Raw genomic sequence first — 25498 nt, 5'->3', positions numbered from 1 at the left:
GGTGGTGTCCGGCGCGGCATGGCATGACGCTGGATCGTAAATCAAATGTGAGGCGAAGTGCGGTGAGCGTGGCGCGGACGGGTCAGTCGTCGTCCTCGGCGGCATCCAGTACCCGGCGCTGCATCAGGTCGAGATAGGCATCGGCTTCGGCCGTGGACGAGAAGATCTCGTTCAGCGGCACCGCCTTGACCATGTCCAGCACCTTCTGGATCTGCGGCTGCGGATTGACCAGCAGCACCTTGCCGCTGTGCGGGGCCAGTGCCTTGCGCGCCTTGAAGATCGAGCGGATGCCGGCGCTGCTGATGTAGTCCAGCCCCGACAGGTCGAGCACCAGCGAGTGCATCTGGCGATTCAGCAACGGCGCCAGGGCTTCGTCCAGGTCCTCGTAAGTGTGCGTGTCGAGCCGTCCGCGCACCGACACGCGCTGGCTGCCCGTGCCCGGGGGATGGAAGGTGATGTCCAGGCTCATGCGGAGGTCTCCTCGGTGGGGATACGCAGGGACAGACGCAGGATGTTGTAGTTACCTATTCGCTGATACGTGGCCATTTCGGCCACCTGCCGGATCATGTGCAGGCCCAGGCCGCCGATCGGGCGGTCCAGGATGTCGGCCTCCAGGTCGGGTGCGGGCTGTTCCAACGGATTGAAGGGGGCGCCGCTCTCGCGGAACTCGAGGGTCAGCACCTGCCCGCGGATGGCGATGTCCACGCGCAGCTCGCGTTCCTCTTCGTCCAGGCCCTGCGGCACGCCGTGCTCGATGGCGTTGCTGGCCAGTTCCTCGACGATCAGCCGCACGTCGCCCTGGATCGCGCGGCTGACCCCGTTGTTGGCCAGCACGGCCTCCAGCGAGGCATTGAGGTCGTCCACGCGCGCGTGCTCACGCGGGATGAACAGTCGCATCTGCATCTGCATTCTCCTGGGTTGGCGGAGCTTCGGGGGAAGCGGGGCCGCTGTCCAGCCGGCGACGGATGGCCAGGGCGGTGATGTCGTCCGATTGCGGGGCGGGATCGGTAAACGCATGAACCCGCGCGATCAGTGCCTCGCACTGTTCGCCGGCGGTGACGCCGGGCTGCAATGCCTCGGGAATGCGTTCCGCGCCGAAGGCGAGGTTGTCGACATCGAAGGCCTCGGTGATGCCGTCGGTCCAGGCCAGCAGGGTGGCGCCCGCCGGCAGCAGCCCCGACCACAGCGGGAAGGCGTCCTCCACCTCGAAGCCCAGCGGCGGACCGGGCGGCACCGGCAGCAGTTCGTGGCGGCCGTCGGCATGCAGCAGCAGTGGCGCGTCGTGGCCGGCGCTGGCCAGCACGCAGGCCCCGCTGCGCACGTCCACGCGACCGCACAGCACGGTGGCGAACATGCAGGCGTCGTTGCCCTGCACCAGCCGGCGCGAGGCTTCGGCCAGCACGCGTTCGGGCGAGGGATGGGTGCTGGCCGCCACTTCCAGCACGGTGACGGTGCGCGCCATGAACAGCGCCGCCGGCACACCCTTGTCGGAGACGTCGCCGATGGCGAACCACAGGCAGTCCGGATCGGTCTGGATGAAGCAGTAGAAGTCGCCGCCGACCGCCTTGGCCGGTTCCAGCCGCGCATAGGCTTCCAGGTGCGCGTGTTCGCGGTCGATCACCAGGCCGGGCGGCAGCATCGCCTGCTGGATCTCGCGTGCGATCGACAGTTCGCTCTCCAGCTTCTGCCGGGCCGCGGTCATGTCCTCGATCTCGCGCAGCTGCTGCCGGATCGAGCCGCGCGCCTGTTCCAGCGTGCGCGCCATCTGGCCCACCTCGTCGCGCCGGGCGAGGTGCGGCACGGGCACGCCGTAGTCGCCATGCGCCAGCCGCGCCGCGGCCGACGACAGGCCTTCCACCGGCTGGCTGATGTGGCGCGCCAGCCGGCTCACCACCAGCATGCAGATCAACGCCAGCAGCGTGCCGATCGCAACCAGCAGCCACAGCGCCTGCGCCAGGCGATCGATGATCAGGTCGTAGGACTGCGCGACCAGCAGGGTCCAGGCGGTGTCGCCGATCGGCTCCACCACGGTGAAGCGGCGCTCGCCGATCACCGCGTCCTCGTGCAGGTACTGCAGGTGCTGGCGCAGGCGCACCGCCTGCGCGGCGGCGAGCAGGTCGCTGCGCCCGGCGCGGGCGATCAGGCCGTCCAGGGTTTCCAGCCGTTCCACGCCCACGTCGGGATTCAGTGCCAGCGTGCCGCCCGGCGCCACCAGCGACAGCCGCCAGCCCGGCAGGTGCGCCAGCGAGTCGACCAGGTCGGTCAGGCCGGCCAGCGGCAGGTCCAGGCTGACCATGCCGCGCGTGCGGGCGCCGCGGCCGGGCTCACGCAGCGGCATGTTGTAGGTGACCATCCATACGTCGCCCGCCGTCCGGTTGAGGTAGGGCTCGGACCACCAGCCGCCGGGCGAGGCGACGGTGCGCTGGTACCAGCCCTGGTCGCGGAAGGGATAGCCGTCGGCGACGAAATCGCGGTCGCGTCCGTTGCGGGCCACGTAGCGGGCGAACGGCGCGTCGCCGCGTTCGCGCGGTTCCAGGATCAGCAGTCCGCCCACGCAGCCGGGCGTGGCCTTGACCATGGCGCGCAGCGTGGTGACCAGTTCGTCGGGTGACAGTTGCGCGCTGCCGACCAGGTCGGAGATGCCGTGCGTGGTGATGGTCACCACGTGCAGTGCGCCGTCGAGCCGCTGCGCCGCTTCCTGCGCGGTCGCGTGGGTGTCGCGGCGCGCATCCTCCAGGATCATGCGGCGTGCGAACCAGGCCAGCGCCAGCACCAGCAGCACCAGCAGCACCACGTTGACCAGGCCGGCCCACAGGGCGATGCGCGTGCGCAGGCTGCTGCGCCAGTGCGCGGCACCGGCATCCTGCACTGGCACGACATCGTTGGGCACTGCATCACGCATGCCGATCCCGATCGCTGCCTTCCCCTGGAGGCCGATCATACGCCCGCGCGACGTGCTGCATCGCAATAACCCAAAGGTCTGATTTTGGTGTGGTGGTTGTCCCGGGACAGGCACGCAATGTCCTTTCCATACGCCTGCGTAGCCAGGTCCCGCGCGGGGTGCGTGCGTTACACTTCAAGGCTCTACAAGAAACGGCAACGCCGTGCCCACGCGCGGCGCAACAGGAGTGGGAATGAACTGGTTGAACGAGATGTTGCAGAGCGATCCGGACCCGCAGGAATCCCGCGAATGGATCGATTCCATGCAGGCGGTGATCGAGAAGAACGGTGCCCTGCGTGCTCACCAGTTGCTCGAAGGCATGGTCGAAGTCACCCGCCGCGCCGGTGCCTACCTGCCGTTCTCGCCCACCACCGAATACGTCAACACCATCGCGCCGCAGAACGAGGCCAAGAGCCCCGGTGACGCCGCGCTGGAATGGCGCATCCGTTCGATCATCCGCTGGAACGCGATGGCCACCGTGGTGCGCGCCAACCGCAAGCCCGGCGACCTGGGCGGCCACATCGCCAGCTTCGCCTCCGGTGCCACGCTGTACGACGTCGGCTTCAACCACTTCTGGCGCGCGCCGAGCGACAACCATCCCGGCGACCTGCTCTTCATCCAGGGCCACAGTGCGCCGGGCATCTACGCGCGCTCGTTCCTGGAAGGCCGCATCAGCGAGCAGCAGCTCGACAACTTCCGCATGGAAGTCGATGGCCAGGGCATCTCGTCCTACCCGCACCCGTGGCTGATGCCGGACTACTGGCAGACCCCGACCGTGTCGATGGGCCTGGGCCCGCTGGCGGCGATCTACCAGGCGCAGTTCATGAAGTACCTGGAGCACCGCGGCCTGATCGAGAAGTCCGACCGCAAGGTGTGGTGTTTCATCGGCGACGGCGAGAGCGACGAGCCGGAAACCCTCGGCGCCATCGCGCTGGCCGGCCGCGAAGGCCTGGACAACCTGATCTTCGTGGTCAACTGCAACCTGCAGCGCCTGGATGGCCCGGTGCGCGGCAACGGCAAGATCATCCAGGAACTGGAAGGCGTGTTCCGCGGTGGCGGCTGGAATGTCATCAAGCTGCTGTGGGGCAGCTACTGGGATCCGCTACTCGCCCGCGACACCACCGGCATGCTGAAGAAGCTGATGATGGAAACCGTCGACGGCGAGTACCAGAACTGCAAGGCGTTCGGCGGCAAGTACACGCGCGACAACTTCTTCGGCAAGTACCCGGAGACGGCGGCGATGGTCGCCAACCTGTCCGACGACGACATCTGGCGCCTCAACCGCGGCGGCCACGATCCGCACAAGGTCTACGCGGCCTACCACGAGGCGGTGAACACCAAGGGCATGCCCACGGTGATCCTGGCCAAGACGGTGAAGGGCTACGGCATGGGCTCGGCGGGCGAATCGCTCAACCCGACCCACCAGACCAAGAAGCTGGACGACGAGGCCATCCGCACGTTCCGCGACCGCTTCAACATCCCGGTCAGCGACAAGCAGCTGGAAGAATCGGCGCAGGTACCGTTCTACCACCCGGGCGAGGATTCGCCGGAAATCCAGTACCTCAAGTCGCGCCGCGCCGCGCTGGGCGGCTACCTGCCGCAGCGTCGCCGCAAAGCCAGCGAGTCGTTCGAGACGCCCAAGCTGGAAGCCTTCGACCGCCTGCTCAAGAGCACCGGTGAGCGCGAGATCTCCACCACCATGGCGTTCGTGCAGGGCCTGAACATCGCGCTGCGCGACAAGCAGGTGGGTCCGCGCCTGGTGCCGATCGTCGCCGACGAGGCGCGCACGTTCGGCATGGAAGGCATGTTCCGCCAGATCGGCATCTACGCGCCGTTCGGCCAGAAGTACAAGCCGGTCGATGCCGACCAGCTGATGTACTACCGCGAGGACCAGTCCGGCCAGGTGCTGCAGCAGGGCATCAGCGAGCCGGGCGCGATGTCGTCGTGGATGGCCGCGGGCACCAGCTATTCGGTCAGCAACGTGCCGATGCTGCCGTTCTACATCTATTACTCGATGTTCGGTTTCCAGCGCATCGGCGACATCGCCTGGCAGGCGGCCGACATGCGCACGCGCGGCTTCCTGCTCGGCGGCACCGCCGGCCGCACCACGCTCAACGGTGAAGGCCTGCAGCACGAGGACGGCTTCAGCCACGTCATCGCCGGCAGCATCCCCAACGTGCGCAGCTACGACCCGACCTTCGGTTTCGAGGTGGCGGTGGTGCTGCAGCACGGCATGCAGAAGATGCTGCAGGAGCAGGTGGACGAGTACTACTACGTCACCCTGATGAACGAGAACTACACCCACCCGGAGATGCCGGAAGGCGCCGCCGAGGGCATCATCAAGGGCATGTACCTGCTCACCGACGCGGGCAAGCCGAAGAAGGGCGAGCTGCGCGTGCAGCTGCTGGGCAGCGGCACCATCCTGCGCGAGGCGATCGCGGCGGCCGAGCTGCTGGACAAGGATTTCGGCGTCACTGCCGACATCTGGTCCTGCCCCAGCTTCAACGAGCTGCGTCGCGACGGTTTCGACGCCGAGCGCTGGAACCGCCTGAATCCGGAAGCCAAGTCGCCGCGCAAGGCGTACGTGACCGAGCTGCTGGAAGGCCGCCAGGGCCCGGTGATCGCCGCGACCGACTACGTGCGCGCCTACAGCGACCAGATCCGCGCCTTCGTGCCGGCCTCGTACACGGTGCTGGGCACGGACGGCTTCGGCCGCAGCGACACCCGCGCCAACCTGCGCCGTCACTTCGAAGTGGACCGCTACTACATCGCCCACGCCGCCATCGCCGCGCTGGCGAAGGAAGGCAAGATGACCGCCAAGGACGTATCCCGCGCGATCAAGCAGTACAAGATCGATGTGGAGAAGGCGAACCCCATCGGGGTGTGAGTCCGCGCACTCCCTCTCCCGCGTGCGGGGGAGGGAGACGTGGAAGGTGGTTGGTCAGGACGATGAAAACCCTTCGCAAGGAATGCGAACGTGCCGCCGGCTCGCTGTCGTAGAGCGGAGCTTGCTCCGCTGCTTCGTGGTCCCTCAGCGTCGCGGACGCCATCGCGGCGTCGAGCAAGCTCGACTCTACGTCAGGGACTCCGTGCCTTGAGCCGGGCCATCAAGAGGTGACTTCCATGCGCTACGCCATCGTCATCGAGCAAGCGGGCGGCAACTATGCCGCCTATGTGCCGGACCTGCCCGGCTGCGTGGCCACCGGCGCGACCAAGGCCGATGTGGAAGCGCTGATCCACGACGCGATTGCCTTGCATCTCGCTGGAATGCGCGAGGATGGGTTGGCGATACCGATGCCGTCGAGCCAGGTGGAGTACATCGACGTCGCGGCGTGAGTGCGCGCTGACGAAGTGAAGCGGGGCAAGAAAACCGGCACGACCAGTGCGCCTACGATCAGACAAGCGGCCTCGGCCGCTTTTTTGTTGGCCGGCCGATTGACAGGTCGTGAACCAGGGTTCACAGTCCGGACCAGGTCGACGTCATGGATGACGCTGCATGATCGAGGTCAGGAAGACGCGGGTGGTCGAGGACTGGCTTGTTTCGCTGCGCGACCGACAGGCGAGGATGCGCATACAGGCGCGGATCGATCGGCTCGCCTTCGGCAATCCGGGGCAGCACCGTGTGCTGACCGGCGGGGTGTGCGAGATGAAGATCGACTGCGGTCCGGGTTATCGCATTTATTTCACCCGCCACGGTGATGCATGGGTCGTGCTGTTGTGCGGAGGCGACAAGGCATCGCAGCGTGCCGATATCAAGGCGGCGTTGGCGTTGGCGAACGCGTTGGAGAACTGACATGGCACTGAAGACCACGCCCTGGGATTCGGCGGAATACCTCAAGACCGAGGCGGACATCACCGCCTATCTGGACGCGTGCTTCGAGGAGGCCGGCGATGATCCGGCCTTCCTGGTGCATGCGCTGGGTGTGGCGGCGCGGGCACGCAACATGAGCCAGCTGGCGCGCGACACCGGACTGACGCGCGAAGGCCTGTACAAGGCACTGTCCCACAGCGGCAACCCCAGCTTCGGCACGGTGCTGAAGGTGGCCGATGCAATGGGCTACCGCTTTGCGCTGGTCAGCAAGCGAGCCAAGCCGGGCCGCAGGACGGGCAAGCGGACCGTGGCACCGGACACGCCGACCAGTGCAGGCAGGCGGCGTGCCGCGCAGGCCAAGCAGGGATGAGGGCCAACACCGTCCGGCCGCGTGCCCTTTCGGCATGACGCTGACCCTCGACCACCTGCGCCGCTACGCCATCGCGCGCAGCCTGTTCAAGCCGACCACGCTGCCGCGTGCGATCCAGCGGCTGGGCTTCGTGCAGGCGGACCCGATCCGGGCGCCGGCACGTGCGCAGGACCTGACGCTGCGCCACCGTGTCGCCGGCTATCGGGCTGGTGACCTAGAACGGCGGTATCCGCGCCTGCCGCTGGAAGAAGACTTCTTCGTCAACTACGGCTTCCTGCCGCGCGAGCATCACCAGCTGATGCATCCGCGCACGGCGCGCGAGGCGTGGACGCCCGCGCGCCGGAAGCAGGCGCAGGCGGTGCTGGCCTTCGTCAGCGAGCGCAGCACGGCGCATCCGCGCGAGGTGGATGCGCATTTCGGGCATGGCAAGACGACCAACTGGTTCGGCGGTTCGTCGAACGCGAGCACGCAGTTGCTGGATGGGATGCATTACCGCGGCCTGCTGCGGGTGGCACGCCGCGAGGGTGGCACGCGGGTCTATGCGCCGCGCATCGGTGATGCGGTACCTGTCGCGATGTCCGAGGCGGAGGCGCGCATGGATGCGCTGCTCGACATCATCGTGCGCAAGTACGCGCCGTTGCCGGCGGCGAGCCTGGGACAGTTGCTGGGCTATCTGCGTCGCGGGGTGCCGCAGTGGGAAGGCCTGCGGGCGGGGGTGCTGAAGCGGGCGCGCCAGCGGTTGGGTACGGCAAGGGTCGAGGGGGTGGACTGGTACTGGCCGGCGGACGAGCAGCCGCGCTCGCGGCGCTGGAAGCCGGATGACCAGGTGCGCCTGCTGACGCCGTTCGATCCGGTGGTGTGGGACCGGCGGCGGTTCGAGATGTTCTGGGGATGGACGTATCGGTTCGAGGCGTATACGCCGGCGCCGAAGCGGAAGCTGGGGTATTACGCGCTGCCGGTGTTGTGGCAGGATCGCGTGGTTGGGTGGGCGAATCTTAGTGTGGTCGATGGGGGGTTGCGGTCGACGTTTGGGTATGTGGATGGGCGTGGGGCGCGGAATGCCTTATTTCGGACTGAGCTTGAGCGGGAGTTGGGTCGTGTCCACACGTTCCTGGGCTTAGGCGGATGATCTGGCTGACCAAGGCGACTCTGTCCAGCAGTGAGCGCGTATCGCGCGCCCAGGCAGCGCGGCACCGACTTGGAGGAGCCAAACTCGTTGGGGATTTGAATGAGGTGCGAAGCTCTGTCAGTCAGGGGCTTCGTTTCGAGCAGCAAATTTTGGCTAATCTCCGGTTCTGCGCTGGGGTGCTCAAGGGGAAGCTATGAAGCCGGTGATTGTGCAAGGAATAGGACAAGACGCCCTGGACGAGACGGATGGCGCTGTCGCCACAGAGATCAAGGATAGGCTGTCAGAGGAGTTAGTGATCGCCTTCATTGGTCCAGTCGGATCAGGTGTCTCCACGGCGGCTGGGATTCTCAAGAGGAAGCTTGAGGACATCTACAAATATGATGTTCCAGAGGTAATTAAGCTAAGTAGCTTTATCAAGTCAAATGCGAACAAAGTCGAAGCGACGATAACCGATGCTCCGCTCTCTAAGCGAATAAGTTCGTATCAGGAAGTGGGAAATAAGCTCAGGCAGACCTTTGGTAACGCCATCCTTGCCAAGCTGGCTATCAGAAGCATTTCATCAATCAGGCAGAAGGACGGATTCGCCAAGGTCAAGGTTGGTGATGATCTGAAAGAAGTACCCATGCCTAGGCGACGCATCTACATTGTGGAATCCTTGAAGCATCCGGAAGAGCTAGCGCAACTCCGCGAAGTTTACGGGGACATTTTCTGGACGATTGGTGTATCCGCCGCTGATCATGTTCGGGAGCGTCGACTGATTAGTGCTGGTGTTGAGCGAGGCGAAGCGATCTCTCTGCTCAGGCGGGATATGGGCGAGTCAGCGGAATTTGGTCAGAAGGTCAGAAAAGCTTTCGCTTCATCAGATTTCTTCATCCGAAATGACGGGGAGAACACTGGGAATATTGAGAAGAGCGTCGACAGATTCCTGGAGATTCTCTTTGGAGTTGAGATAAGGAATCCAACTTCCGAAGAATCTGCAATGTTCAATGCGACGTCCGCTGCCGCAAAGTCTGCATGCCTATCGAGGCAAGTGGGTGCTGCCTTGATCAATGCGGAAGGGGAGCTGATCTCCGTAGGGTGGAACGATGTGCCACGATTCGGAGGGGGGCTCTATGGGGAAGCAAGCAGCGACGGGGACAACCGCTGCTACATGTGGCGAGAGAAGGACTGCCACAATGACTTAGAGAAGCGTCGAATCGAAGATCGCATCATCTACGGCATAAAAGCGGAAATTGCGAAGAAGGCTGCCCAGGCGCCTCTAGTCGGCGGCAAGAAACAAGTTCCCGTTCAATTGGATGATGCCGATATCAAAAGGGCTTTGGAAAGCTCTGGAATATCGTCATTGATCGAGTTTTCGCGAGCAATCCATGCTGAGATGGCAGCAATTCTGTCGGTTGCCCGAGACAAGCGGCATAGTCTGAAGGGTAGCTCAATGGTTGTGACCACTTATCCCTGCCACAACTGTGCTCGACACATCGTCGCTGCGGGGGTCGTGTCTGTCATCTACTTAGAACCTTACGAGAAGAGCTTGGCCATCCACCTCCATCCTGATGCGGTGTCTGAGGATGAGCGTGACTTGGACAGAGTGCACTTCAAGCAGTTTCAAGGGTTTGCGCCCCGCCACATTCTCGATCTTTTCTCAGGGAAAAGAGAGCGGAAGAGCGCCGGGCGAGTCATAAAAATTGACAGCAAGACAGCGTCTCCAATCTATCGGAGACATCTCGATAGCTTCACGCTATACGAAGATAAGGTGGTGCACGATGTCGTTGAGTTCGCGTAGAATTAGAGCCAAACGGGGAAGTCATGAACTCTAATCGCAAAGACAGTCGTCAAGTGTCATTAGCTCTCAAAGAGCCAAGCGACAATGGAAAGGTTGTTAAAGCGACATTTTCGGTTCGAGATCCCCATAGCCAAGCTGTGGATCGTAGGCTCGCGCAAAGTGGTGTGTTCGCCGCACCGAGCAAGACGAAACCTCGCTAACGCTTGACGCCTCACTAGATGCTTCGTTGGTGGGACTTCGGCAGGCGCCGCTATCGCGTCGCGGCATCCCCTCACTCGAGTTCCTACATGTCCCGTCCCCTCGCGCCCGCCGGGCGCCTGTTCGCTGTCGCCGCTTTCATCGAAGGCTTCACCTGGGCCGGGTTGCTGATCGGCAGTGGCTCAAGTACGGGCCGGTGGGCAACGAGCTGGGCGTGAAGATCTTCGGGCCGCTGCATGGTGGCGGCTTCATGTTCTACGTCGTGGTCACCGTGTTGTCGGCCCTGCGCCTGCGCTGGCCGTGGTGGGCCACGCTGCTGGCGGTCATCGCCGCCGTGCCGCCGCTGGTAACCGTGCCGCTAGAGATATGGTTTCGGCGGATCGGGTTGCTCAGCGCACGCGCCTGACATCCGGAGGTGGTGGCGGGCCTGGGCCCGCCCTACGTCGCTGCCCTGCTCAACTGCCTAAGAGCGTTGCGCGGTAGCTCACAGGATCGAGCAGGCAACTTGCTGCAATCGGGCCGTTGAGCGAGAACATGCGTGGACTCTTGCGGAAGTTGAACAGGCGATAGAGGTGGAACTGGTCAACAGCCTCTTCCGAGAAGCCAACCTCGTTTGAACTCACGAAGAAGGGCGTCTCCGGGTCATAGGACGTGGTCTTTACCTCGATGAACCTTTCGCGGCCGTCGGCATCGTATGAAAGTATGTCGAAGCCGAGCCCGTCGCCCTTCACCTTGGACGAATGTTCAATCCGATCGACGAGTTGCTTGGCGCCTTCGTCAAAGAGCCTGCGGGCTTCAAATTCCATGACGAGCAGTTCGCCTGCATGCCCAAGTGAGCGATTCCGGGCCTCACGCTCCAGGTAATCCCGCTTGATCGCAATGCGCTGAATGGCTGCGGCGGCTGCATCGTTGACGCGATACTTCGGCGCCGGAACCCCGACCACGAAATCGGAGAAATCAATGATCAAGGGCGGTTCGGCTGCGGTTTCAACACTGCGGATGGCAGCTTGGTCTAGCGCCGCATCCCGCGGCAACAGTTCGCCGACAACATCGATCAGAAGCTTCTGAACGTTGGCGAGCGGCTTGTAACCCGACACGGCCTGCACACCCAGCGCGTGAAGGACGGCGCTGATGTTGCGGAACTTTTACTCGATGGCGCCCATGTTCCGCGCCGGGATCTGGCTGGCGAGCTGTCGAATGATCTCGGCCTTGACGAAGGTCTGTCCCAGTTCCTGCATCCGGAGCATGCGCAAGTAGGCAAGGACCGTGACCTCGACCTCAGCCGCCGACCATGACTCCCCCGCTACCCCGTCTTCGATTGCCATGCGTCCACTCCCGGCCCCGCTTTCCAGGATAGTGGATCCGTTTGTACCCGTCATTGGCCTGGGATTGCAGCGACAGCAGACGAACTACCAAGCGGCCACTGGTGACCGTGCCGCTGGAGAAGTGGTTGCGGCGTATCGGGTTGCTCGGCGTGCGTGGTTGATATCGCGAGGTGGCGGGCCGAGGCCCGCCCTACGATGCGGATGGGGCGCGTCCTTCGCATAGACTGCGTCGCCGCCCCCATCGGTCGACCATCCATGAGCCCGCCTTCCCGTCTGACCGAGTTGCGCCTGCTGCTGGGCATCGAGCGCAACACCACCCGCCACGGCGAGAAGTGGATCTCCGGCCTCGGCGCACTGCTGGGCATCATGGCCGTGTACGCGCTGACCCGCTGGACGTTCCCCGAACACGCCGCCGGCGCCGTCGGCGGCGCACTGATGGTCACCTCGATGGGCGCCTCCGCCGTGCTGCTGTTCGCCGTGCCGCAGGGCGCGCTGTCGCAGCCGTGGGCCGTGGTGGGCGGCCACCTGCTGTCCGCCGTCATCGGCGTGAGCTGCCAGAAACTGTTTCCCGGCCACGCCTGGACCGCCGCCCTCGCGGTCGGCCTCGCCGTGCTGGGCATGTACTACCTGCGCTGCATCCACCCGCCCGGCGGCGCCACCGCGCTGGCGGCGGTGATCGGCGGCCCGGACGTGCACGCGCTCGGCTACCACTACGTGCTGATGCCGATCCTGATCAACGTCGTGGCGATCCTGGCGATGGCCATTGCCTTCAACGCGCTGTTCCCCTGGCGCCGCTACCCGGCGCACCTGCATCGTCGTCGCGAAGCCTCGCGCATCACCCAGCCCGCGCAGCGCCAGTTCGAGCTGACCCAGGAAGACTTCGCCGCGGCGATGGAACAACTCAATTCCTACGTCGACATCACCACCGAGAACCTCACCGAACTGCTGGAACTGGCCAAGCAGCACGCCGAGAAGAACATCACCCACCCGCAGGACATCCTTCCCGGCCACGCCTACAGCAACGGCAAACTGGGCAAGTTGTGGAGCGTGCGGCGCGTGCTGACGCAGGAGGAACGGCCGGCGGATGCCGCAGCCGACCGTCTGTACTACCAGGTGATCGCCGGCGAACACGTCGGCCAGGCCGGCGTCTGCAGCGCCGACGAGTTCCGCGCATGGGCGCGCTTCGAAGTGGTGCCCCAGGGTCGCGGGCGATGGATGAAGGCCGACTAGCGCGGAAGCCGCGGATCAGGGCAGCTTGCGCAGCGCGTGATCCGCGTTCTCGCAGACCACCAGAGCACCTTCTTCGGTGACCGTGCCGGTAGCCTGCACGCGATCACCGGTCTTGAGCGATTGCACCTCGTCCGGCGGCGGGGCCTTGCACAGGTTCCAGCGCGCCGGCAGGTGCACGTCGACCTGGCCGTTGGCGCTGGCGATCTTCACCACCGCGCTGCCATCGTAGGTCCACGGCGTGGTGTCGACGCTGACGATGCTGCCGCTGACCGTGGCTTGCTCGCCGGCGGTGAACGCGCCACCGGCCTTGGTGGCTGAGGGCGTGGTCGCGCACGCGGTCAGCGCCAGCAGCGCGGCGAAGGGAAGGGCGCGGAGGTTCCGCAGCGGGACAGGATTGATCAGGCGTGCGGTCATCAGGCTACTCCGTGGAAGGCGGGCGCATTGTCCGTCGCGTGCGTTACGGCTCCGTCGTGGTCCCGGCCGGCGCGGCCGCATCCTTCGGGCAGCGCGGAACGCCCGAGCCCACCACACAGGCGATGCAGCATTCCTGCTTCTCCGTCGACTCGCTGCCCGGCGTTTCCTGCGCCGGCGGCAGGAAGCCCGGCAGCCTGGCCAGCTGCTCCGGCGACTTCAGCCGCAGGATCGCCGCCCAGTCCTGGCGGTTCATGTTGCAGGCCGCCTCGTTGTCGGGCGCACACAGCGTGCCGTCGCCGATGCGCAGCGGCAGCCCGCCCCAGAACTCGCCGTTGCGGTTCAGCGGCAGCATCCGCATGGTCACCGCCTGCTGCACGTTGCCGCCGATCGCGTAGGCGGTGCTGTCGTTGTTCGGATTGACCGCCACCACGATGTCGCAATGCATGTCGAGCGAGCTGCCGCTGCGCAGCAACGGCAGCAGCCCTTCGTGGCCGAACAGGCGGCCGGACTGGCGCACGTAGCAGATCAGGTCGCCGACCACCGGCTTGGCCTTCGCCACGTCGATGACATCGAAGGCATTCGTCGTCGGCTGCTGGTAGGCCGCCTGCACGTAGGTGAAGTGGCGGGCCGAACCGCGGAAGCCCGGCACCCGGGCTTCGCGCATCACCCACGAGATGAAGGCGGCCGACCACGGCGTGTCCACCACGAAACCGCGGCAGGCCTCGGCCTGCGGCCCGGTCGCCGACGCGTACAGGCAGTCGGTGGCGCCGCGGCGATGGCCGATCGCGGCGAGCAGGCCGCTGTCGCGCCAGTAGCGCGCGACGCGCTGCCAGGCGCGGTCGTCGCCGATCGACAGCAGCGACGCCTCGGCTTCCATCACCGGCGCGTTGGCCAGCCGGCCGTTGCGGTCGATGAAGGGGCGATACCACATCAGGTGCTCGCGGCAGGCGACCGCGGCGATGCGGGTGGCGACGTCGGACGGCGTCTGTTGCGACAACTGCGGGCAGGCATCGGCCGCGTGGGCGGCAGCGGAGGTCAGCAGCAGGAGGGGCAGCAACAGCCATGCACGCATCGGCAGATCCTTGGAGGGCGGTGTTCGTTCATACGCATCATGCCGCATCGGCAGGACAGGGCGTCGTCACGCGGTTTGAAGGTATGGACATGGTCGGGCGCAGTGGCGGCGTGCGGGATGCGGGCGGTAAGCTCGCGGCTCCCCTCCATCGCCCGGGATCGCGCGTGCGCTTCTTCCTGCGAGTCCTGCTGCTGTCGACGCTGGCGCTGGCCGCGCAGGCATCGCCTCCCGACCGCCGCATCGCCATCACCATCGACGACCTGCCGTGGCAGCGGATGGACAAGACGCCGCCGGCGGAACTGGGCGCGCGCCATGCGCAGCTGATGGCGCAGCTGGAACAGGCCGGCGTGCCGGTGGTCGGATTCGTCAACGAAGGCAAGCTGGAGATCGACGGCCAGGCGCAGCCGGCCCGCGTGGCGATGCTGCGCGACTGGCGGGATGCCGGCCATGAACTGGGCAACCACACGCATGGCCATCTCGACCTGCATGCGGTGGGACTGCCGGCGTTCCAGCAGGACATCCTGGACGGCGAGCGCGTGCTGCGGCCGCTGCTGGCCGAGCGCGGGCAGGTGCCGCGCTGGTTCCGTCATCCCTACCTGCGCGCCGGCCGCACGCCGGAGGATCGCGCGGTGCTGTCGGCCTTCCTCGGCGGGCACGGTTACCGCATCGCGCCGGTGACCGTCGACAACGGCGAATGGGTGTGGGCGTTCGCCTACGCCAACGTGCTGGATGGCCAGCCCGATACGCCTGCACGCGCGGCCACGCTGGCGCGGCTGCGGCGCGGGTACATCCCGTACATGCTCAACAAGGTCGACTACTACGAAGCGCAGTCGCAGGCGCTGCTGGGTTACGCACTGCCGCAGGTGTGGCTGCTGCATGCCAACGAACTCAACGCCGTCGCCTATGCCGACCTGGTCGCCGGCGTGCAGCGGCGCGGCTACCGCGTGGTGACGCTGGACGAGGCGTTGCGCGACTCCGCCTACGCGCGTGGCGAAGAGGGCTACAACGGCCGCTACGGTCCCAGCTGGCTGCATCGCTGGGCGATGGCGGAGAAGAAGCCAAAGGACTTCTACGCCGGCGAACCGGTGGTGCCGGGCTGGGTGCTGGCGCTGGCCGGCGTGGACGCGGAGTAGCGGACGCATGCAGAAGAAGGTCGACCTGTCGAGCTACCGGGATCATCTGGTGGAAGTGGTGCTGGAGCGCGTCGACGAGCGCCAGCCGTGGTCGCCCGCGGTGCGCGTGCGCCCGGCCGCGGGCGGCGGCTGGAGCGAGGATCTGTGGGTGGCCGACCAGCGCGACTACTTCACCTGCTACGACGCGCTGGCCGCCTGCAAGGCGCAGGCGCAGCGCGTGATCGACGCGCAACGGCAGACCGGCACCGGCTAATCATCGCGTCGCAGCGTCGCCAGCTTCAGGAAGGCCTCGTGCTGGTAGCGGCTCATGCGCAGCTGCTGGCCGGTGTCCATGGTCACCACGTGGTAGCCGTTGAACCAGGGATGGATCTCCTTGACCCGGCGGACGTTGATGATCGCCGAGCGGTGCACGCGGGCGAAGCGGCGCGGATCCAGCCGCGCGGCCAGCGCCGACATGGTCTCGCGCAGGTCGTGCACGCGGTCGGCCAGGTGCAGGCGCACGGTGTTGCCGCTGGCCTTGATCCAGACGATGTCGTCCACGTCGACCAGCACCACGCGCTCGTCCTCGCGCACCGGAACGCGTTCCAGGTAGGCGTCGCGCTGCTGCAGCGAGGCCAGCGCCTGCAGGATGCGCGCGGAGGTGTCCGCATCGGTGCCACGCGCGGTGGCGAGTCGCTGCTTCGCGCGGCGCAGCGTTTCGGCGAAGCGCTCGCGGCTGAACGGCTTCACCAGGTAGTCCACCGCGTTCGCCTCGAACGCGCGCACGGCGAACTGCTCGTAGGCGGTGACGAAGATGGTGGCCGGCATGCGTGCGGCGCCGATCGTCGCCACCACGTCCAGGCCGGTGATGGCCGGCATCTGGATGTCCAGGAACACCAGGTCGGGCGACAGGTCGCGGATGGCCGTCACCGCGGACACGCCGTCGCCGCATTCGCCGGCCAGCGCGATGTCGGGATCGTCGCGCAACAGCCGCACCACCGCATGCCGCGCGATCGGTTCGTCGTCGACCACCAGCGCGGTGAGGCTCATGCCGGCACGTGCTCGGGCAGCACGTCGTCGTCGAGTTCGTGGAACGGCAGGCGCAGCCGGCAGGCGACACCGCGCGGCACCATCAGGTCCAGCCGCAGGCTGGCGTCGTCGCCATAGAGCTCGCGCATGCGCAGGCGCGTGTTGGACAGGCCGATGCCATGGCCGCCGGCATGGCCGCCTTCATCCAGCGTGCTGTTGTGGTTGCGCACGTCGATGCACAGCACGCCGCCTTCGCGCCGGCAGTCGACCTCGATGCAGTCGTCGCCGACGTGCTGGCCGATGCCGTAGCGGATCGCGTTCTCGACGATCGGCTGCAGCACCAGGCTGGGCACGGCGGCGTCCAGCACGTCGGGGGCGACATGGATGCGCGTGGTCAGGCGGTCCTTGAAGCGGTGCCGCTGGATACCGAGGTACAGCTCCAGCAGTTCCAGCTCGCGCCGCAGCGGGATCTCCTGGCCGTCGTAGTCCTCCAGGAACGCGCGCAGCAGTTCGCTCAGGCGCAGCAGCATGTCTTCGGCGGACAGTTTGTCCTCGTCCAGCAGGGTGATGATGGCGTGCAGCGTGTTGAACAGGAAGTGCGGCTGCAGTTGGGTCTTCAGCACCTGCAGGCGCGATTGCGCGAGTTCGGTCGCCAGGCGGGTGGCTTCCAGTTCGCGGCGGGCCTTTTCCGCCTGGAAATGCAGCAGCTGCTGCACCGCCAGCAGCGCCCAGTAGGCGAGCAGGCCGGTGGCGAAATGCTTGCTGACGAACTGGGTGAACTGGTCGCCGATGCCGCCAGGCTCGAACAGCGACGATACGAATGCGCCGATCACCATCGCGAGCAGGGTGACGCCGAGGCTGTAGCCGACGTGCCGCAGCAGTGCGCGCAGCCGCAGCGGGAACGGAATGGGGTGACGCTCGCCCAGCCGGAACACCAGCGGCGCCAGCGCCGCCCAAGTGAGCCACTGCACCGCCGACCAGCGGAGGTAAGTGCCCGGTGACCACAGGTGCGCGTTGACCGCGTCGTTGACGCAGCCCTGCATGGCGAACACCAGCACCACCAGCGACCACAGGCCCAGGTAACGGGACAGGCGGACCTCCAGCGTGCCCAGACGGATTTTCATGCGCGGCTCCTGATCAGCGACCGCATCGTAGGTCGCCGCGGCAGTCGCGGGAAGGCGCAGAAGGCACCCACTACGATTGGTCACGGTGGCACGACGATTCGTCCCGGATCCGTTGCCGGGCGGTCCGTGCGGGCGCGAGATGCGATGGCCCCGCACGCAATCCCGCGTCGCCAGGGCGCCCTTCCCACCGGAGATCACGCCATGCGCCGTCTGTCCGCCCTCGCCCTGTTCGTCGCCGTCGCCCCGATCGCCCACGCCCACGCGGGCGAGCGCACGCACTACCTGGATCTCGTCAACCGCGCCCACGACCGGATCGTTTCTGTCGCGGCCGCGCCCGCCGGGGGCACGTCGTGGAAGGAGCTGCTGCACGGTGGCACCCTCGCCGGCGGCGGCGATACCGCCACGGTGCAGCTCGCCAGCGACCAGTGCCTGCACGACGTGAAGGTGGAATTCGCCAACGGCCGGCGTGCGCTGTATCCCGCGCTCGACCTGTGCCGGCACCGCGGGCTGCGCATCCAACCGCTGCCGTCGAGGGAGACGAAGGCGGTAGTGGCCGCGCAGCGCGATACGGGCGCTGGCGTACTGCCCCGGGAGGACTGAGGCTGCGCCGGTACCGGCTGCCTCAGCCAGCGAAGTCCAGCACGATGCGGCCTTCGATCGTGCCGGCGCGCATGCGCGCGAACACGTCGTTGATGTTCTCCAGCCGCTCCGTCGCCACCGTCGCCGCCACCTTGCCCATCGCCGCGAACGCCAGCGATTCCTGCAGGTCCAGTCGGGTGCCGACGATGGAGCCGCGCACGGTGATGCCGTTGAGGACCATGCCGAAGATGTCCAGCGGGAACTGCCCCGGCGGCAGGCCGTTGAGCGAGACCGTGCCGCCGCGGCGGACCATGCCGATGGCCTGCTCGAACGCCTTCGGCGACACCGCGGTGACCAGCGCGCCATGCGCGCCGCCGATCTCCCGCTTGAGCCAGGCCGCCGGATCGGTGGTCGTCGCGTTGACGGTCACCGTGGCGCCGAGGCGGCGGGCGAGGTCGAGCTTGCCATCGTCCACATCGACCGCCGCCACGTTCAGTCCCATCGCCTTCGCATACTGCACGGCCATGTGACCGAGCCCGCCGATGCCGGAAATCACCACCCAGTCGCCGGGCTTCGTATTGGTGACCTTCAGGCCCTTGTAGACGGTCACGCCGGCGCACAGGATGGGTGCGATCTCGACGAAGCCGATGTTGTCCGGCAGGTGGCCGACGTAGTCCGCGTTGGCCAGCGCGTACTCGGCGAAGCCGCCGTTGACCGAATAGCCGGTGTTCTGCTGCGTTTCGCACAGCGTTTCCCAGCCGCCCAGGCAGTGTTCGCAATGGCCGCAGGCCGAATACAGCCACGGCACGCCGACACGGTCGCCTTCCTTCACATGGCGGACGCCGGCGCCGACCGCAACCACATGGCCCACGCCTTCGTGGCCGGGAATGAAGGGCGGGCTGGGCTTCACCGGCCAGTCGCCTTCGGCGGCGTGCAGGTCGGTGTGGCAGACGCCGCAGGCTTCGATCTTGACCAGGATGTCGCCGGCCGCGGGACGCGGCACCGGCACGTCCTCGATCACCAGCGGCGTGCCGAACGCACGCACGACGGCGGCTTTCATGGTGCTGTCCATTCGCGACATCCTCGTGTGGCTGGGAGTCCACCGTACGTCGAACCGGATGAGGCCCACGTTGATTGCGATCAATCCGGCGTGGAAACGGGGTACCGTCGGTCGGTCGAGGGCGGCATGGAGATCGGCAGCGGCTCCGGTTACCGTCAACGACATCCCCGCACGCAGCACAGGAGCCGTTCCATGGCCGCACGCACGCCATCGACCGACGTGGAGACGTTCCTGGCCACGCTTGCGCCAGCACAGGAAGCCGCGGCCCGCCGCCTGCGCGGGGTGATCCTCGCCGCCGACCCGCGCATCGGCGAGGGCATCAAGTGGAATGCGCCGAGCTTCCATGTCGAGGGCCGCCACTTCGCGACGATGCAGCTGCGGCGTGCCGACCGCATGCTGCTGGTGCTGCACCTGGGCGCGGGCAAGCGGACCATGCCGGCCGGTGCGATCGTGGATCCGGGCGGGCAACTGGACTGGCTGGGTGCCGATCGCGCGACGTGGTCGTTCAGCGGTGTGCAGGACGTGGCGACGCACGGCGCCGCCTTGCAGGCGCTGCTACGACAATGGATGGCGCACGCCTGACGCCGGGCCTGGCGCGCGCAGGGCGTGACCGGTGCCACACGCGCCACGACCATCGACACACGCCCGCGACGATCGTGGCGGCGACACTGGTGTCCCCCACCGGAGCCGCGCCGATGAAAACCGCCCTCTCCTCGTTGCTGCTGCTCGCGCTGTGGTGCGCGCCGCATCCGGCCCGCGCGCAGGACGCCTGCCCCGACCGCAGCGCCTACGCGCCGGCGCGGGAGATCGTCGCCGACCTGCAGCGCATCACCGCGCCCGAGGGCGTGCAGGAGGAGTACGCGGTCGAGATCGGCGGCATCCGCCAGTGGGTGAACGTGCGCGGACAGGATCGCGACAATCCGATGATCCTGTTCGTCCACGGCGGTCCGGCCTCGCCGGTCATTCCCACGCTGTGGCAGTTCCAGCGTCCGCTGGAGGAATACTTCACGGTGGTGAACTACGACCAGCGCGGTGCGGGCAGGACGCTGCTGCTGAATCCGCAGGACGCCGTCGCCGATACCCTGCACATCCAGCGCTATGTCGACGACGCCATCGCGCTGGCCGAATACCTGCGCACGCGCTACCACCAGCGCAAGCTGGTGCTGATGGCGCACAGCTGGGGCACGGTGGTGGCCATGCACGCGGCGCTGCAGCGGCCGGACCTGTTCCATGCCTATGTCGGCATCGGCCAGGTGATCAACGTGCGCACCAATGAACAGGTCAGCTTCGACTACGGCCTGCGGACGGCGCGCGCGAAGGGCAATACCGAGGCCGTGCGCGAGATGGAAGCGATCGCGCCGTATCCCGGCGACCAGCCCATCACCCGCGAGCGCATCGTGATCGCACGCAAGTGGCCGCAGTTCTACGGCGGGCTGACGGCGTACAGGGCCGAGTCGACCTACTTCTTCCAGGGCCCGCGCCTCTCGCCCGACTATGACGATGCCGCGCGCTGCGCGATCAACGCGGGCAGCGTGTTCACCCTGGGTCGGTTGCTGGACGAATTCCTGCAGGTCGACTTCACCGGCGTGGAGGATTTCCCCATTCCGGTGGTGATGTTCATGGGCCGCCACGACTACACCACGCCATCGGAACCGACCGCAACGTGGCTGGCGAAGGTGCGCGCGCCGTACAAGCAGGGCGTGTGGTTCGAGCACTCCGCGCACATGATCCCGTGGGAGGAGCCGGGCAAGACCCTGGTCAGCCTGTTGCAGCACGTGCGGCCGCGCGCCGGGATCGGCGAGGCGGGCGCGGCAACGCCCTGACGGGTTGGATAGCGCCGACCCGGGCGCAGAATTCCACGCGGAAATGCGGGATAGTGCGTCGCAGTTCTCCGACTGCGACGCTGCCTCAACGCATGACCGATCCTGATCCGCCCACCGGCCGCGTGCCGCGTCCCTCATCGCTGAGACGACAGTTCGCGCGCGCGGTGGTGCTGGCGGCGCTGTTGCCCGCCGCCGTGCTGGGCGTCGTGGAGCAGGTGCGCTTCTACCAGGCCGAGCAGCGCCATGTCGGCGAACGCCTGGAAGTGATCACCATCCTCAGCGCCACGGCGGTGGAGGATTTCGTCGGCATGCACCAGGCCGGCGTGGCGCTGGTGGCGTCGATGAGCGGCCAGGACACCGACTGGCCTGCGCGGCTGGCGGAACTGCGGCGACGCTATCCCGGCTTCAGCAGCGTGCTGGTCACCGATGCCAACGGTACGGTGCAGGCATCGCAGCCGGTACCGCCGCGCGGGCCGGCCATCAACGTGGCCGACCGCGATTATTTCCGCATGTCCCGCCAGACGGCTGCGCCGTTCGTGTCCGATGCGTTCCGCGGCCGCCGCCTCAGCAACGATCCGCTGGTGGCGGTCGCCGCTCCGTGGCAGGCGGAGGGCGCGTTCGCGGGGGTGGTGCAAGGCTCCATCCGCGTCGACACCTTCACCGATTCGCGTGTCGCCGCCATCCGGCGCCGTGGCGTGGAGATGCTGCTGCTCGACCGCGAACGGCGCGTGATCCGTGCGACCGAAGGATTGCCTTACCGCTTCCAGCAATCGCTGGCGGGCAGCCCGCTGCTGGCCGGTGCCGGACAGGGCGTGCGCGAGACCGAATCGCGCCGGCTGCACGACGCGATGGCCGATGGCCGGGCGGCCTGGGTGTCGCAGGCCACGCTGTCCTCCGGCTGGACCCTGGTGCTGCTGGTACCGGACACCCAGCTGATGGGGGCGGTGGGCCGCCGGGCGTTGGCGACGGCGGGCCTGCTGATGTTGATCGCCGCCGGCGTCTGGCTCGCGTACGCGTGGCAGATGCGGCGCCTGGACGGCGCGCTCGCGCAACTGGCGGAGGCGTTGCAGGCGCTGGCGGTGCACCGGCGTCCCAGCGCGACGGCGCGGCTGCCGGAGGAGTTCGAGCCGATGGGACGCGCGGTCGGCGAGCTGTCGGAGCAGCTCGAAGCCGCGCACGCGGACCTGCAGCGCGCGCTGGACGAACAGAGCGAGCTGTCGCTGTCATTGCAGCGCACGCTCGAACGGCGCGAGCAGGACGTCGAGCGCCGCACCGCCGAACTGCGCATGGCCAACGCCGAACTGGACCGGCTCAACCGCATCGATCCGCTGACCGGTTGCCTCAACCGGCGCGGCCTGCAGCATGCGCTGGCGCCGCTCGGCGACGAGGCCGGCGAGCTGCTCGCACCGTTGGCGGTGATCGCGCTGGACGTGGACCACTTCAAGGCCTTCAACGACCGCTATGGCCATGCGGCCGGCGATAGCGCGCTGCGCCGGGTCGCGGCGGTGGTCGCCGGTGCGCCGCGCCGGCCGCAGGACGCCGCCGCACGCACCGGCGGCGAGGAGTTCCTGATCCTGGTGTCGCAGGCCGAGGCCGGCGAGGTCGCCGCGATCGCCGAACACCTCCGCTCGGCCGTGCAGGCGCTGGCGATCGCGCACGCGGATTCGCCATGGGGCGTGCTGACCGTCAGCGTGGGCTGGGTGCGCGCCGACCCGGGCGCCGATTACGCGCAGGCGTTCCTGCTCGCCGACGAAGCGCTGTACCGCGCCAAGCACGGTGGCCGCAACCGGGTGGAACGGGAGTAGGTCCGCCGCGCGCCGAGGTGCGGCACCGTCCGCGCGCGTCTCAGCGCACCACCGCCAAGCGCCGCGGCGGCGGTTCCTCGCGCTGGAACAGCACGCGTTCCGGGCGGTGCAGGGCGTAGCCCTGGCCGTAGTCCACGCCCAGCGAACGCAGCGCATCGCAGATCTTCGGGCTGGCGACCCATTCGGCGACCACCTTCAGGCCACGCTGGTGGCCGATCTGCGCGATGGCGCTGACGATGGTGCGGCTCATCGGGTCGGTTTCGAGATCGCGGATGAAACTGCCGTCGATCTTGATGAGGTCCGCCGGCAGGTTCTTCAGATAGCCGAACGAGGACATGCCGGCACCGAAATCGTCCAGCGCGATGCGGCAGCCCACCCGGCGCAGGCGCTCGATCACGCTCACCACCTTCAGCAGGTTGCGCACCGCGACCGTCTCGGTGATTTCGAAGCACAGCGCGTGCGGCGGCACCGCGTATTCGGTGATGCGGGCGAGGATGAAGTCGGCCAGGCCTTCGTCTTCGATGCTGGCGCCGGACAGGTTGATGGCGCAGGTACCCAGGCGCATGCCCGAGTGGTGCAGGTGACTGAAGTGCGCCAGCGCATTGCGGATCACCCAGCGGTCGATCGCCGGCATCAGGCCGTAGCGCTCGGCGGCCGGCAGGAACGCCCCCGGCAGCACGATGCCGCCGTCTTCGTCGCGCAGCCGCAGCAGCAGTTCGATGCTGGTGGCGGTGTCGCGTCCGTCGAGCGGCACGATCTCCTGGTAGTCCAGCAGCAGGCGGTCCTGTTCCATCGCCCAGCGCAGGCGGTTGGCCCATTCCATCTCGCCGTGCCGGCGCGTGGTCTCGTTGTCCTCGCGGTACAGGTGCACGCGGTTGCGGCCGTTCTCCTTGGCCAGGTAGCAGGCGGTGTCCGCCCACGCCAGCAGATCCTTGAGCGTGGGTTCCTGCTGGTCGACCACCACCACGCCGATGCTGGCGCTGACGGTGTAGGTGCGGTCCTGCCAGACGAACATCAGCGCTTCGATGCGTTCGCGCAGACGTTCGGCCAGCGCCTGCGCGCCTTCGGCATCCACGTGGAAGGCCATCAGGCCGAACTCGTCGCCGCCCAGCCGCGCCAGCACGTCGCCGCCGCGCAGCTGCTGGCGCATCGCCAGCGCCAGCTGCGCGAGCAACTGGTCGCCGGCCATGTGGCCGGAGATGTCGTTGATCAGCTTGAACTGGTCCAGGTCGATGTACAGCAGCGCGCACGGATCGCAGACCGCGCGGCCCTTGCGTTCGCTCAGGGCTTCCTCGACGCGGCGCTCGAACTCGCGCCGGTTGCACAGCTCGGTCAGCGCATCGTGGGTGGCCTGGTAGCTGAGGCGTTCGGTCAGCTCGCGCTGCTCGGAGATGTCGGTCGCCACCATCAACAGGTGCGGCGCGCCTTCCATGTCGACCTGCGCGATCGAGGCGCTGGCCCAGAACGCGCCGCCTTCCGGACTCAGCAGCACCGCTTCCAGGTTGCCCCAGTCGTTGCCGATGGCCGCCGCATCGCGGGCGCGCGCCTGCAGCTGCGGGTCGGAGAACAGCGTGGACAGCGGCAGGCCGGTGGGGTCGCCCAGGCGCAGGCGGGCCGCCTGGTTGGCGTAGACGATGCGGCCGTCGCGGGCATCGGCCAGCAGCACCAGTGCAGGCAGCAGTTCGTTGAGCGCGCGGAAGCGCAGTTCGCTCTCGCGGTAGCGCTGGCTCATCTGTTCGCCCAGCGCCACCGCGCGTCGGCGCGTGGTCGCCAGCGACCACGCCAGCGCCGCCAGCAGCAGGCTGATGACGCCACCGCCTGCAATCACGGCCTGCAGGCGGCCGGTGTCCAGCGGCTGCGGGCGCGGCTGCATTTCGATGCGCCACTGCCGGCCGCCGAAGTCGAGCCGGCGCACCTGCAACGGCAGGTCGGCCGCGACCGGACTGGACGAGTCGTAGAACGGATGCGCGCCGGCGGTGGCGTCGTAGACGCGTACCCGGAAGGCGTCCAGCACCGTGCCGGCCATGGCGGCCTCGACCAGCGGCTGCACGCGGATGCCGATGGCCAGCGCGCCGATCTCTCGCGCGCGGCGCTGGTTGGGCGAGGTGGGCGTGGGGCCGTCGGAATACACCGGCAGGCGCAGCGTCACGCCCAGCGGATTCTGCCCGGCGGGCGTGGTCTGGCGCAGCGCGAAGGGCGCGGAGATCACCACGGTATCGGTGTCGCGGGCACGCAGCAGGGCCGCTAGATTGGCCTTCTGGGTGACCATGTCGAAGCCGACCAGTGAGGTGTTGTGCTGGTAGGGGGCGACGAATTCGTAGCGGTACGACACCTGGTCGGCCAGCGGCTGGTCCGCCGGCGAGCGCCGTGCGAAGGCCACCGAGGTGTAGGTGCCGGGGGCAAGCGGGCTGCGCAGGCTGGCGTGGTACTGGCTGAAGCGCGCCTGGTCCATCTGGTCGTTGGCCAGGAACACGGTCTGCATGGCGCGCAGCATCGACGCGGCCTGCTCCAGCGGCACGCGCAGCCGTGCGGCGCCGGCGTCGGCCAGGGCGCGGCGGTCGTCTTCGGTGCGTTGCTGCAGGTCGCGCCACTCGCGGTGGGCGACGACCGCCGTGCACGCCAGGCCCAGCAGCAGCACGACCGCCGCCCATGCCAGCGGCGGCAGGCCGCGGCGGCGGGAGGGCGGGGGCGCCGGA

At 67.5% G+C, this 25498-nt stretch carries 23 protein-coding genes and 2 pseudogenes; 14 read left to right on the top strand and 11 right to left on the bottom strand.

The features are described from left to right. Positions 1–82: 82 nt before the first annotated feature. From MMG85_RS04425 to MMG85_RS04415, 3 genes are read right to left on the bottom strand one after another with little or no spacing between them, the layout of a single operon-like run. Positions 83–469: an STAS domain-containing protein gene (locus MMG85_RS04425; protein WP_055937886.1), complete on the bottom strand. Its 387-nt coding sequence runs from the start codon at positions 467–469 to the stop codon at positions 83–85. Then, on the bottom strand, positions 466–903 hold the full coding sequence (locus MMG85_RS04420; protein WP_241044923.1) for an ATP-binding protein: 438 nt from the start codon (positions 901–903) through the stop codon (positions 466–468). The genes MMG85_RS04425 and MMG85_RS04420 overlap by 4 nt, the downstream gene beginning before the upstream one ends. Further along, positions 875–2902 (bottom strand): SpoIIE family protein phosphatase, encoded by a 2028-nt coding sequence (locus MMG85_RS04415; protein WP_241044922.1) that lies wholly within the window; start codon positions 2900–2902, stop codon positions 875–877. The genes MMG85_RS04420 and MMG85_RS04415 overlap by 29 nt, the downstream gene beginning before the upstream one ends. 232 nt (positions 2903–3134) lie before the next feature. Here MMG85_RS04415 and aceE point away from each other — a divergent pair, with 232 nt between their 5' ends. The 7 genes and pseudogenes from aceE to MMG85_RS04380 all read left to right on the top strand — a co-directional run bounded on the left by aceE (position 3135) and on the right by MMG85_RS04380 (position 10635). Then, a complete protein-coding gene (gene aceE, locus MMG85_RS04410) occupies positions 3135–5828 on the top strand; it encodes a pyruvate dehydrogenase (acetyl-transferring), homodimeric type (protein ID WP_241044921.1) in 2694 nt (897 codons plus the stop codon). Between the two features lie 236 nt (positions 5829–6064). Next, a complete protein-coding gene (locus tag MMG85_RS04405) occupies positions 6065–6277 on the top strand; it encodes a type II toxin-antitoxin system HicB family antitoxin (RefSeq protein ID WP_241044920.1) in 213 nt (70 codons plus the stop codon). Between the two features lie 160 nt (positions 6278–6437). After that, positions 6438–6734 carry a type II toxin-antitoxin system RelE/ParE family toxin gene (locus MMG85_RS04400; RefSeq protein ID WP_241044919.1) on the top strand — a complete coding sequence of 99 codons (297 nt, stop codon included), beginning with the start codon at positions 6438–6440 and terminating at the stop codon, positions 6732–6734. A gap of 1 nt (position 6735) precedes the next feature. After that, positions 6736–7014: pseudogene (locus MMG85_RS04395) on the top strand (addiction module antidote protein); the annotation flags it as partial. 142 nt (positions 7015–7156) lie between these two features. Further along, entirely contained in the window at positions 7157–8251 is a 1095-nt protein-coding gene (locus MMG85_RS04390; RefSeq protein ID WP_241044918.1) for a crosslink repair DNA glycosylase YcaQ family protein, read from the top strand. Positions 8252–8444: 193 nt separating this feature from the next. Beyond that, positions 8445–10031 (top strand): anti-phage dCTP deaminase, encoded by a 1587-nt coding sequence (locus MMG85_RS04385; RefSeq protein WP_241044917.1) that lies wholly within the window; start codon positions 8445–8447, stop codon positions 10029–10031. A 287-nt stretch (positions 10032–10318) separates the two neighbouring features. Continuing rightward, positions 10319–10635, top strand: a pseudogene (locus MMG85_RS04380) (DUF3817 domain-containing protein). 49 nt (positions 10636–10684) lie between these two features. Here MMG85_RS04380 and MMG85_RS04375 read toward each other — a convergent pair. Beyond that, positions 10685–11326: a DUF3883 domain-containing protein gene (locus MMG85_RS04375; RefSeq protein WP_241044916.1), complete on the bottom strand. Its 642-nt coding sequence runs from the start codon at positions 11324–11326 to the stop codon at positions 10685–10687. 48 nt (positions 11327–11374) lie between these two features. Then, positions 11375–11554 (bottom strand): hypothetical protein, encoded by a 180-nt coding sequence (locus MMG85_RS04370; protein ID WP_241044915.1) that lies wholly within the window; start codon positions 11552–11554, stop codon positions 11375–11377. Positions 11555–11809: 255 nt separating this feature from the next. Here MMG85_RS04370 and MMG85_RS04365 point away from each other — a divergent pair, with 255 nt between their 5' ends. Beyond that, positions 11810–12784, top strand: a complete 975-nt coding sequence (locus MMG85_RS04365) for an HPP family protein (RefSeq protein WP_241044914.1) — start codon at positions 11810–11812, stop codon at positions 12782–12784. Between the two features lie 15 nt (positions 12785–12799). On the opposite strand, the gene MMG85_RS04360 is transcribed toward MMG85_RS04365, so the two are convergent. Both MMG85_RS04360 and MMG85_RS04355 read right to left on the bottom strand, forming a co-directional pair. After that, positions 12800–13198: a hypothetical protein gene (locus MMG85_RS04360; RefSeq protein ID WP_241044913.1), complete on the bottom strand. Its 399-nt coding sequence runs from the start codon at positions 13196–13198 to the stop codon at positions 12800–12802. Between the two features lie 43 nt (positions 13199–13241). Further along, a complete protein-coding gene (locus MMG85_RS04355; RefSeq protein WP_241044912.1) occupies positions 13242–14270 on the bottom strand; it encodes a DUF2272 domain-containing protein in 1029 nt (342 codons plus the stop codon). 164 nt (positions 14271–14434) lie between these two features. Here MMG85_RS04355 and MMG85_RS04350 point away from each other — a divergent pair, with 164 nt between their 5' ends. Continuing rightward, positions 14435–15403: a polysaccharide deacetylase family protein gene (locus MMG85_RS04350; RefSeq protein WP_241044911.1), complete on the top strand. Its 969-nt coding sequence runs from the start codon at positions 14435–14437 to the stop codon at positions 15401–15403. A gap of 7 nt (positions 15404–15410) precedes the next feature. Beyond that, positions 15411–15656, top strand: coding sequence for a hypothetical protein (locus MMG85_RS04345; protein WP_241044910.1), 246 nt, complete (start codon positions 15411–15413; stop codon positions 15654–15656). Here the strand turns inward: MMG85_RS04345 and MMG85_RS04340 are convergent. After that, complete coding sequence (locus MMG85_RS04340; RefSeq protein ID WP_241044909.1) at positions 15653–16432, bottom strand: LytTR family transcriptional regulator DNA-binding domain-containing protein; 780 nt, start codon at positions 16430–16432, stop codon at positions 15653–15655. The two genes, MMG85_RS04345 and MMG85_RS04340, sit on opposite strands and share 4 nt — an antisense overlap. Next, positions 16429–17535: a histidine kinase gene (locus MMG85_RS04335; protein ID WP_241044908.1), complete on the bottom strand. Its 1107-nt coding sequence runs from the start codon at positions 17533–17535 to the stop codon at positions 16429–16431. Before MMG85_RS04335 ends, MMG85_RS04340 begins: the two co-directional genes overlap by 4 nt. A gap of 201 nt (positions 17536–17736) precedes the next feature. Between MMG85_RS04335 and MMG85_RS04330 the strand changes: the two genes are divergently transcribed. Next, positions 17737–18135 carry a hypothetical protein gene (locus MMG85_RS04330; RefSeq protein ID WP_241044907.1) on the top strand — a complete coding sequence of 133 codons (399 nt, stop codon included), beginning with the start codon at positions 17737–17739 and terminating at the stop codon, positions 18133–18135. Between the two features lie 22 nt (positions 18136–18157). Here MMG85_RS04330 and adhP read toward each other — a convergent pair whose 3' ends face one another. Next, on the bottom strand, positions 18158–19186 hold the full coding sequence (gene adhP / locus MMG85_RS04325; protein WP_241044906.1) for an alcohol dehydrogenase AdhP: 1029 nt from the start codon (positions 19184–19186) through the stop codon (positions 18158–18160). A gap of 180 nt (positions 19187–19366) precedes the next feature. Here adhP and MMG85_RS04320 point away from each other — a divergent pair, with 180 nt between their 5' ends. The 3 genes from MMG85_RS04320 (at position 19367) to MMG85_RS04310 (ending at position 22802) form a co-directional block, all read left to right on the top strand. Next, the gene (locus MMG85_RS04320) at positions 19367–19756 is read left to right on the top strand and encodes a DUF1801 domain-containing protein (protein WP_241044905.1); all 390 of its coding nucleotides are present in this window, start codon (positions 19367–19369) and stop codon (positions 19754–19756) included. Between the two features lie 113 nt (positions 19757–19869). Further along, positions 19870–20997, top strand: coding sequence for an alpha/beta hydrolase (locus MMG85_RS04315; RefSeq protein ID WP_241044904.1), 1128 nt, complete (start codon positions 19870–19872; stop codon positions 20995–20997). Positions 20998–21089: 92 nt separating this feature from the next. Further along, complete coding sequence (locus MMG85_RS04310; RefSeq protein ID WP_241044903.1) at positions 21090–22802, top strand: diguanylate cyclase; 1713 nt, start codon at positions 21090–21092, stop codon at positions 22800–22802. A 40-nt stretch (positions 22803–22842) separates the two neighbouring features. Here the strand turns inward: MMG85_RS04310 and MMG85_RS04305 are convergent. Further along, positions 22843–25498, bottom strand: a 2656-nt coding sequence (locus MMG85_RS04305; protein ID WP_345778835.1) for an EAL domain-containing protein, incomplete at its 5' end; no start/stop codon positions are given.

The sequence above is a fragment of the Pseudoxanthomonas sp. LH2527 genome, from assembly GCF_022539275.1.
Classification (GTDB): domain Bacteria; phylum Pseudomonadota; class Gammaproteobacteria; order Xanthomonadales; family Xanthomonadaceae; genus Pseudoxanthomonas_A.
This window is presented reverse-complemented; position numbering and strand designations above follow the sequence as displayed.

Bases quoted from the DNA above. Each gene is read 5' to 3' on its own strand.
- adhP (WP_241044906.1), bottom strand. From the start codon at position 19,186: ATGGACAGCACCATGAAAGCCGCCGTCGTGCGTGCGTTCGGCACGCCG.
- MMG85_RS04390 (WP_241044918.1), top strand. From the start codon at position 7,157: ATGACGCTGACCCTCGACCACCTGCGCCGCTACGCCATCGCGCGCAGC.
- MMG85_RS04420 (WP_241044923.1), bottom strand. From the start codon at position 903: ATGCAGATGCGACTGTTCATCCCGCGTGAGCACGCGCGCGTGGACGAC.
- MMG85_RS04385 (WP_241044917.1), top strand. From the start codon at position 8,445: ATGAAGCCGGTGATTGTGCAAGGAATAGGACAAGACGCCCTGGACGAG.
- aceE (WP_241044921.1), top strand. From the start codon at position 3,135: ATGAACTGGTTGAACGAGATGTTGCAGAGCGATCCGGACCCGCAGGAA.
- MMG85_RS04425 (WP_055937886.1), bottom strand. From the start codon at position 469: ATGAGCCTGGACATCACCTTCCATCCCCCGGGCACGGGCAGCCAGCGC.
- MMG85_RS04355 (WP_241044912.1), bottom strand. From the start codon at position 14,270: ATGCGTGCATGGCTGTTGCTGCCCCTCCTGCTGCTGACCTCCGCTGCC.
- MMG85_RS04405 (WP_241044920.1), top strand. From the start codon at position 6,065: ATGCGCTACGCCATCGTCATCGAGCAAGCGGGCGGCAACTATGCCGCC.
- MMG85_RS04315 (WP_241044904.1), top strand. From the start codon at position 19,870: ATGAAAACCGCCCTCTCCTCGTTGCTGCTGCTCGCGCTGTGGTGCGCG.
- MMG85_RS04360 (WP_241044913.1), bottom strand. From the start codon at position 13,198: ATGACCGCACGCCTGATCAATCCTGTCCCGCTGCGGAACCTCCGCGCC.
- MMG85_RS04400 (WP_241044919.1), top strand. From the start codon at position 6,438: ATGATCGAGGTCAGGAAGACGCGGGTGGTCGAGGACTGGCTTGTTTCG.
- MMG85_RS04345 (WP_241044910.1), top strand. From the start codon at position 15,411: ATGCAGAAGAAGGTCGACCTGTCGAGCTACCGGGATCATCTGGTGGAA.
- MMG85_RS04340 (WP_241044909.1), bottom strand. From the start codon at position 16,432: ATGAGCCTCACCGCGCTGGTGGTCGACGACGAACCGATCGCGCGGCAT.
- MMG85_RS04310 (WP_241044903.1), top strand. From the start codon at position 21,090: ATGACCGATCCTGATCCGCCCACCGGCCGCGTGCCGCGTCCCTCATCG.
- MMG85_RS04365 (WP_241044914.1), top strand. From the start codon at position 11,810: ATGAGCCCGCCTTCCCGTCTGACCGAGTTGCGCCTGCTGCTGGGCATC.
- MMG85_RS04370 (WP_241044915.1), bottom strand. From the start codon at position 11,554: ATGGCAATCGAAGACGGGGTAGCGGGGGAGTCATGGTCGGCGGCTGAG.
- MMG85_RS04335 (WP_241044908.1), bottom strand. From the start codon at position 17,535: ATGAAAATCCGTCTGGGCACGCTGGAGGTCCGCCTGTCCCGTTACCTG.
- MMG85_RS04320 (WP_241044905.1), top strand. From the start codon at position 19,367: ATGGCCGCACGCACGCCATCGACCGACGTGGAGACGTTCCTGGCCACG.
- MMG85_RS04415 (WP_241044922.1), bottom strand. From the start codon at position 2,902: ATGCGTGATGCAGTGCCCAACGATGTCGTGCCAGTGCAGGATGCCGGT.
- MMG85_RS04330 (WP_241044907.1), top strand. From the start codon at position 17,737: ATGCGCCGTCTGTCCGCCCTCGCCCTGTTCGTCGCCGTCGCCCCGATC.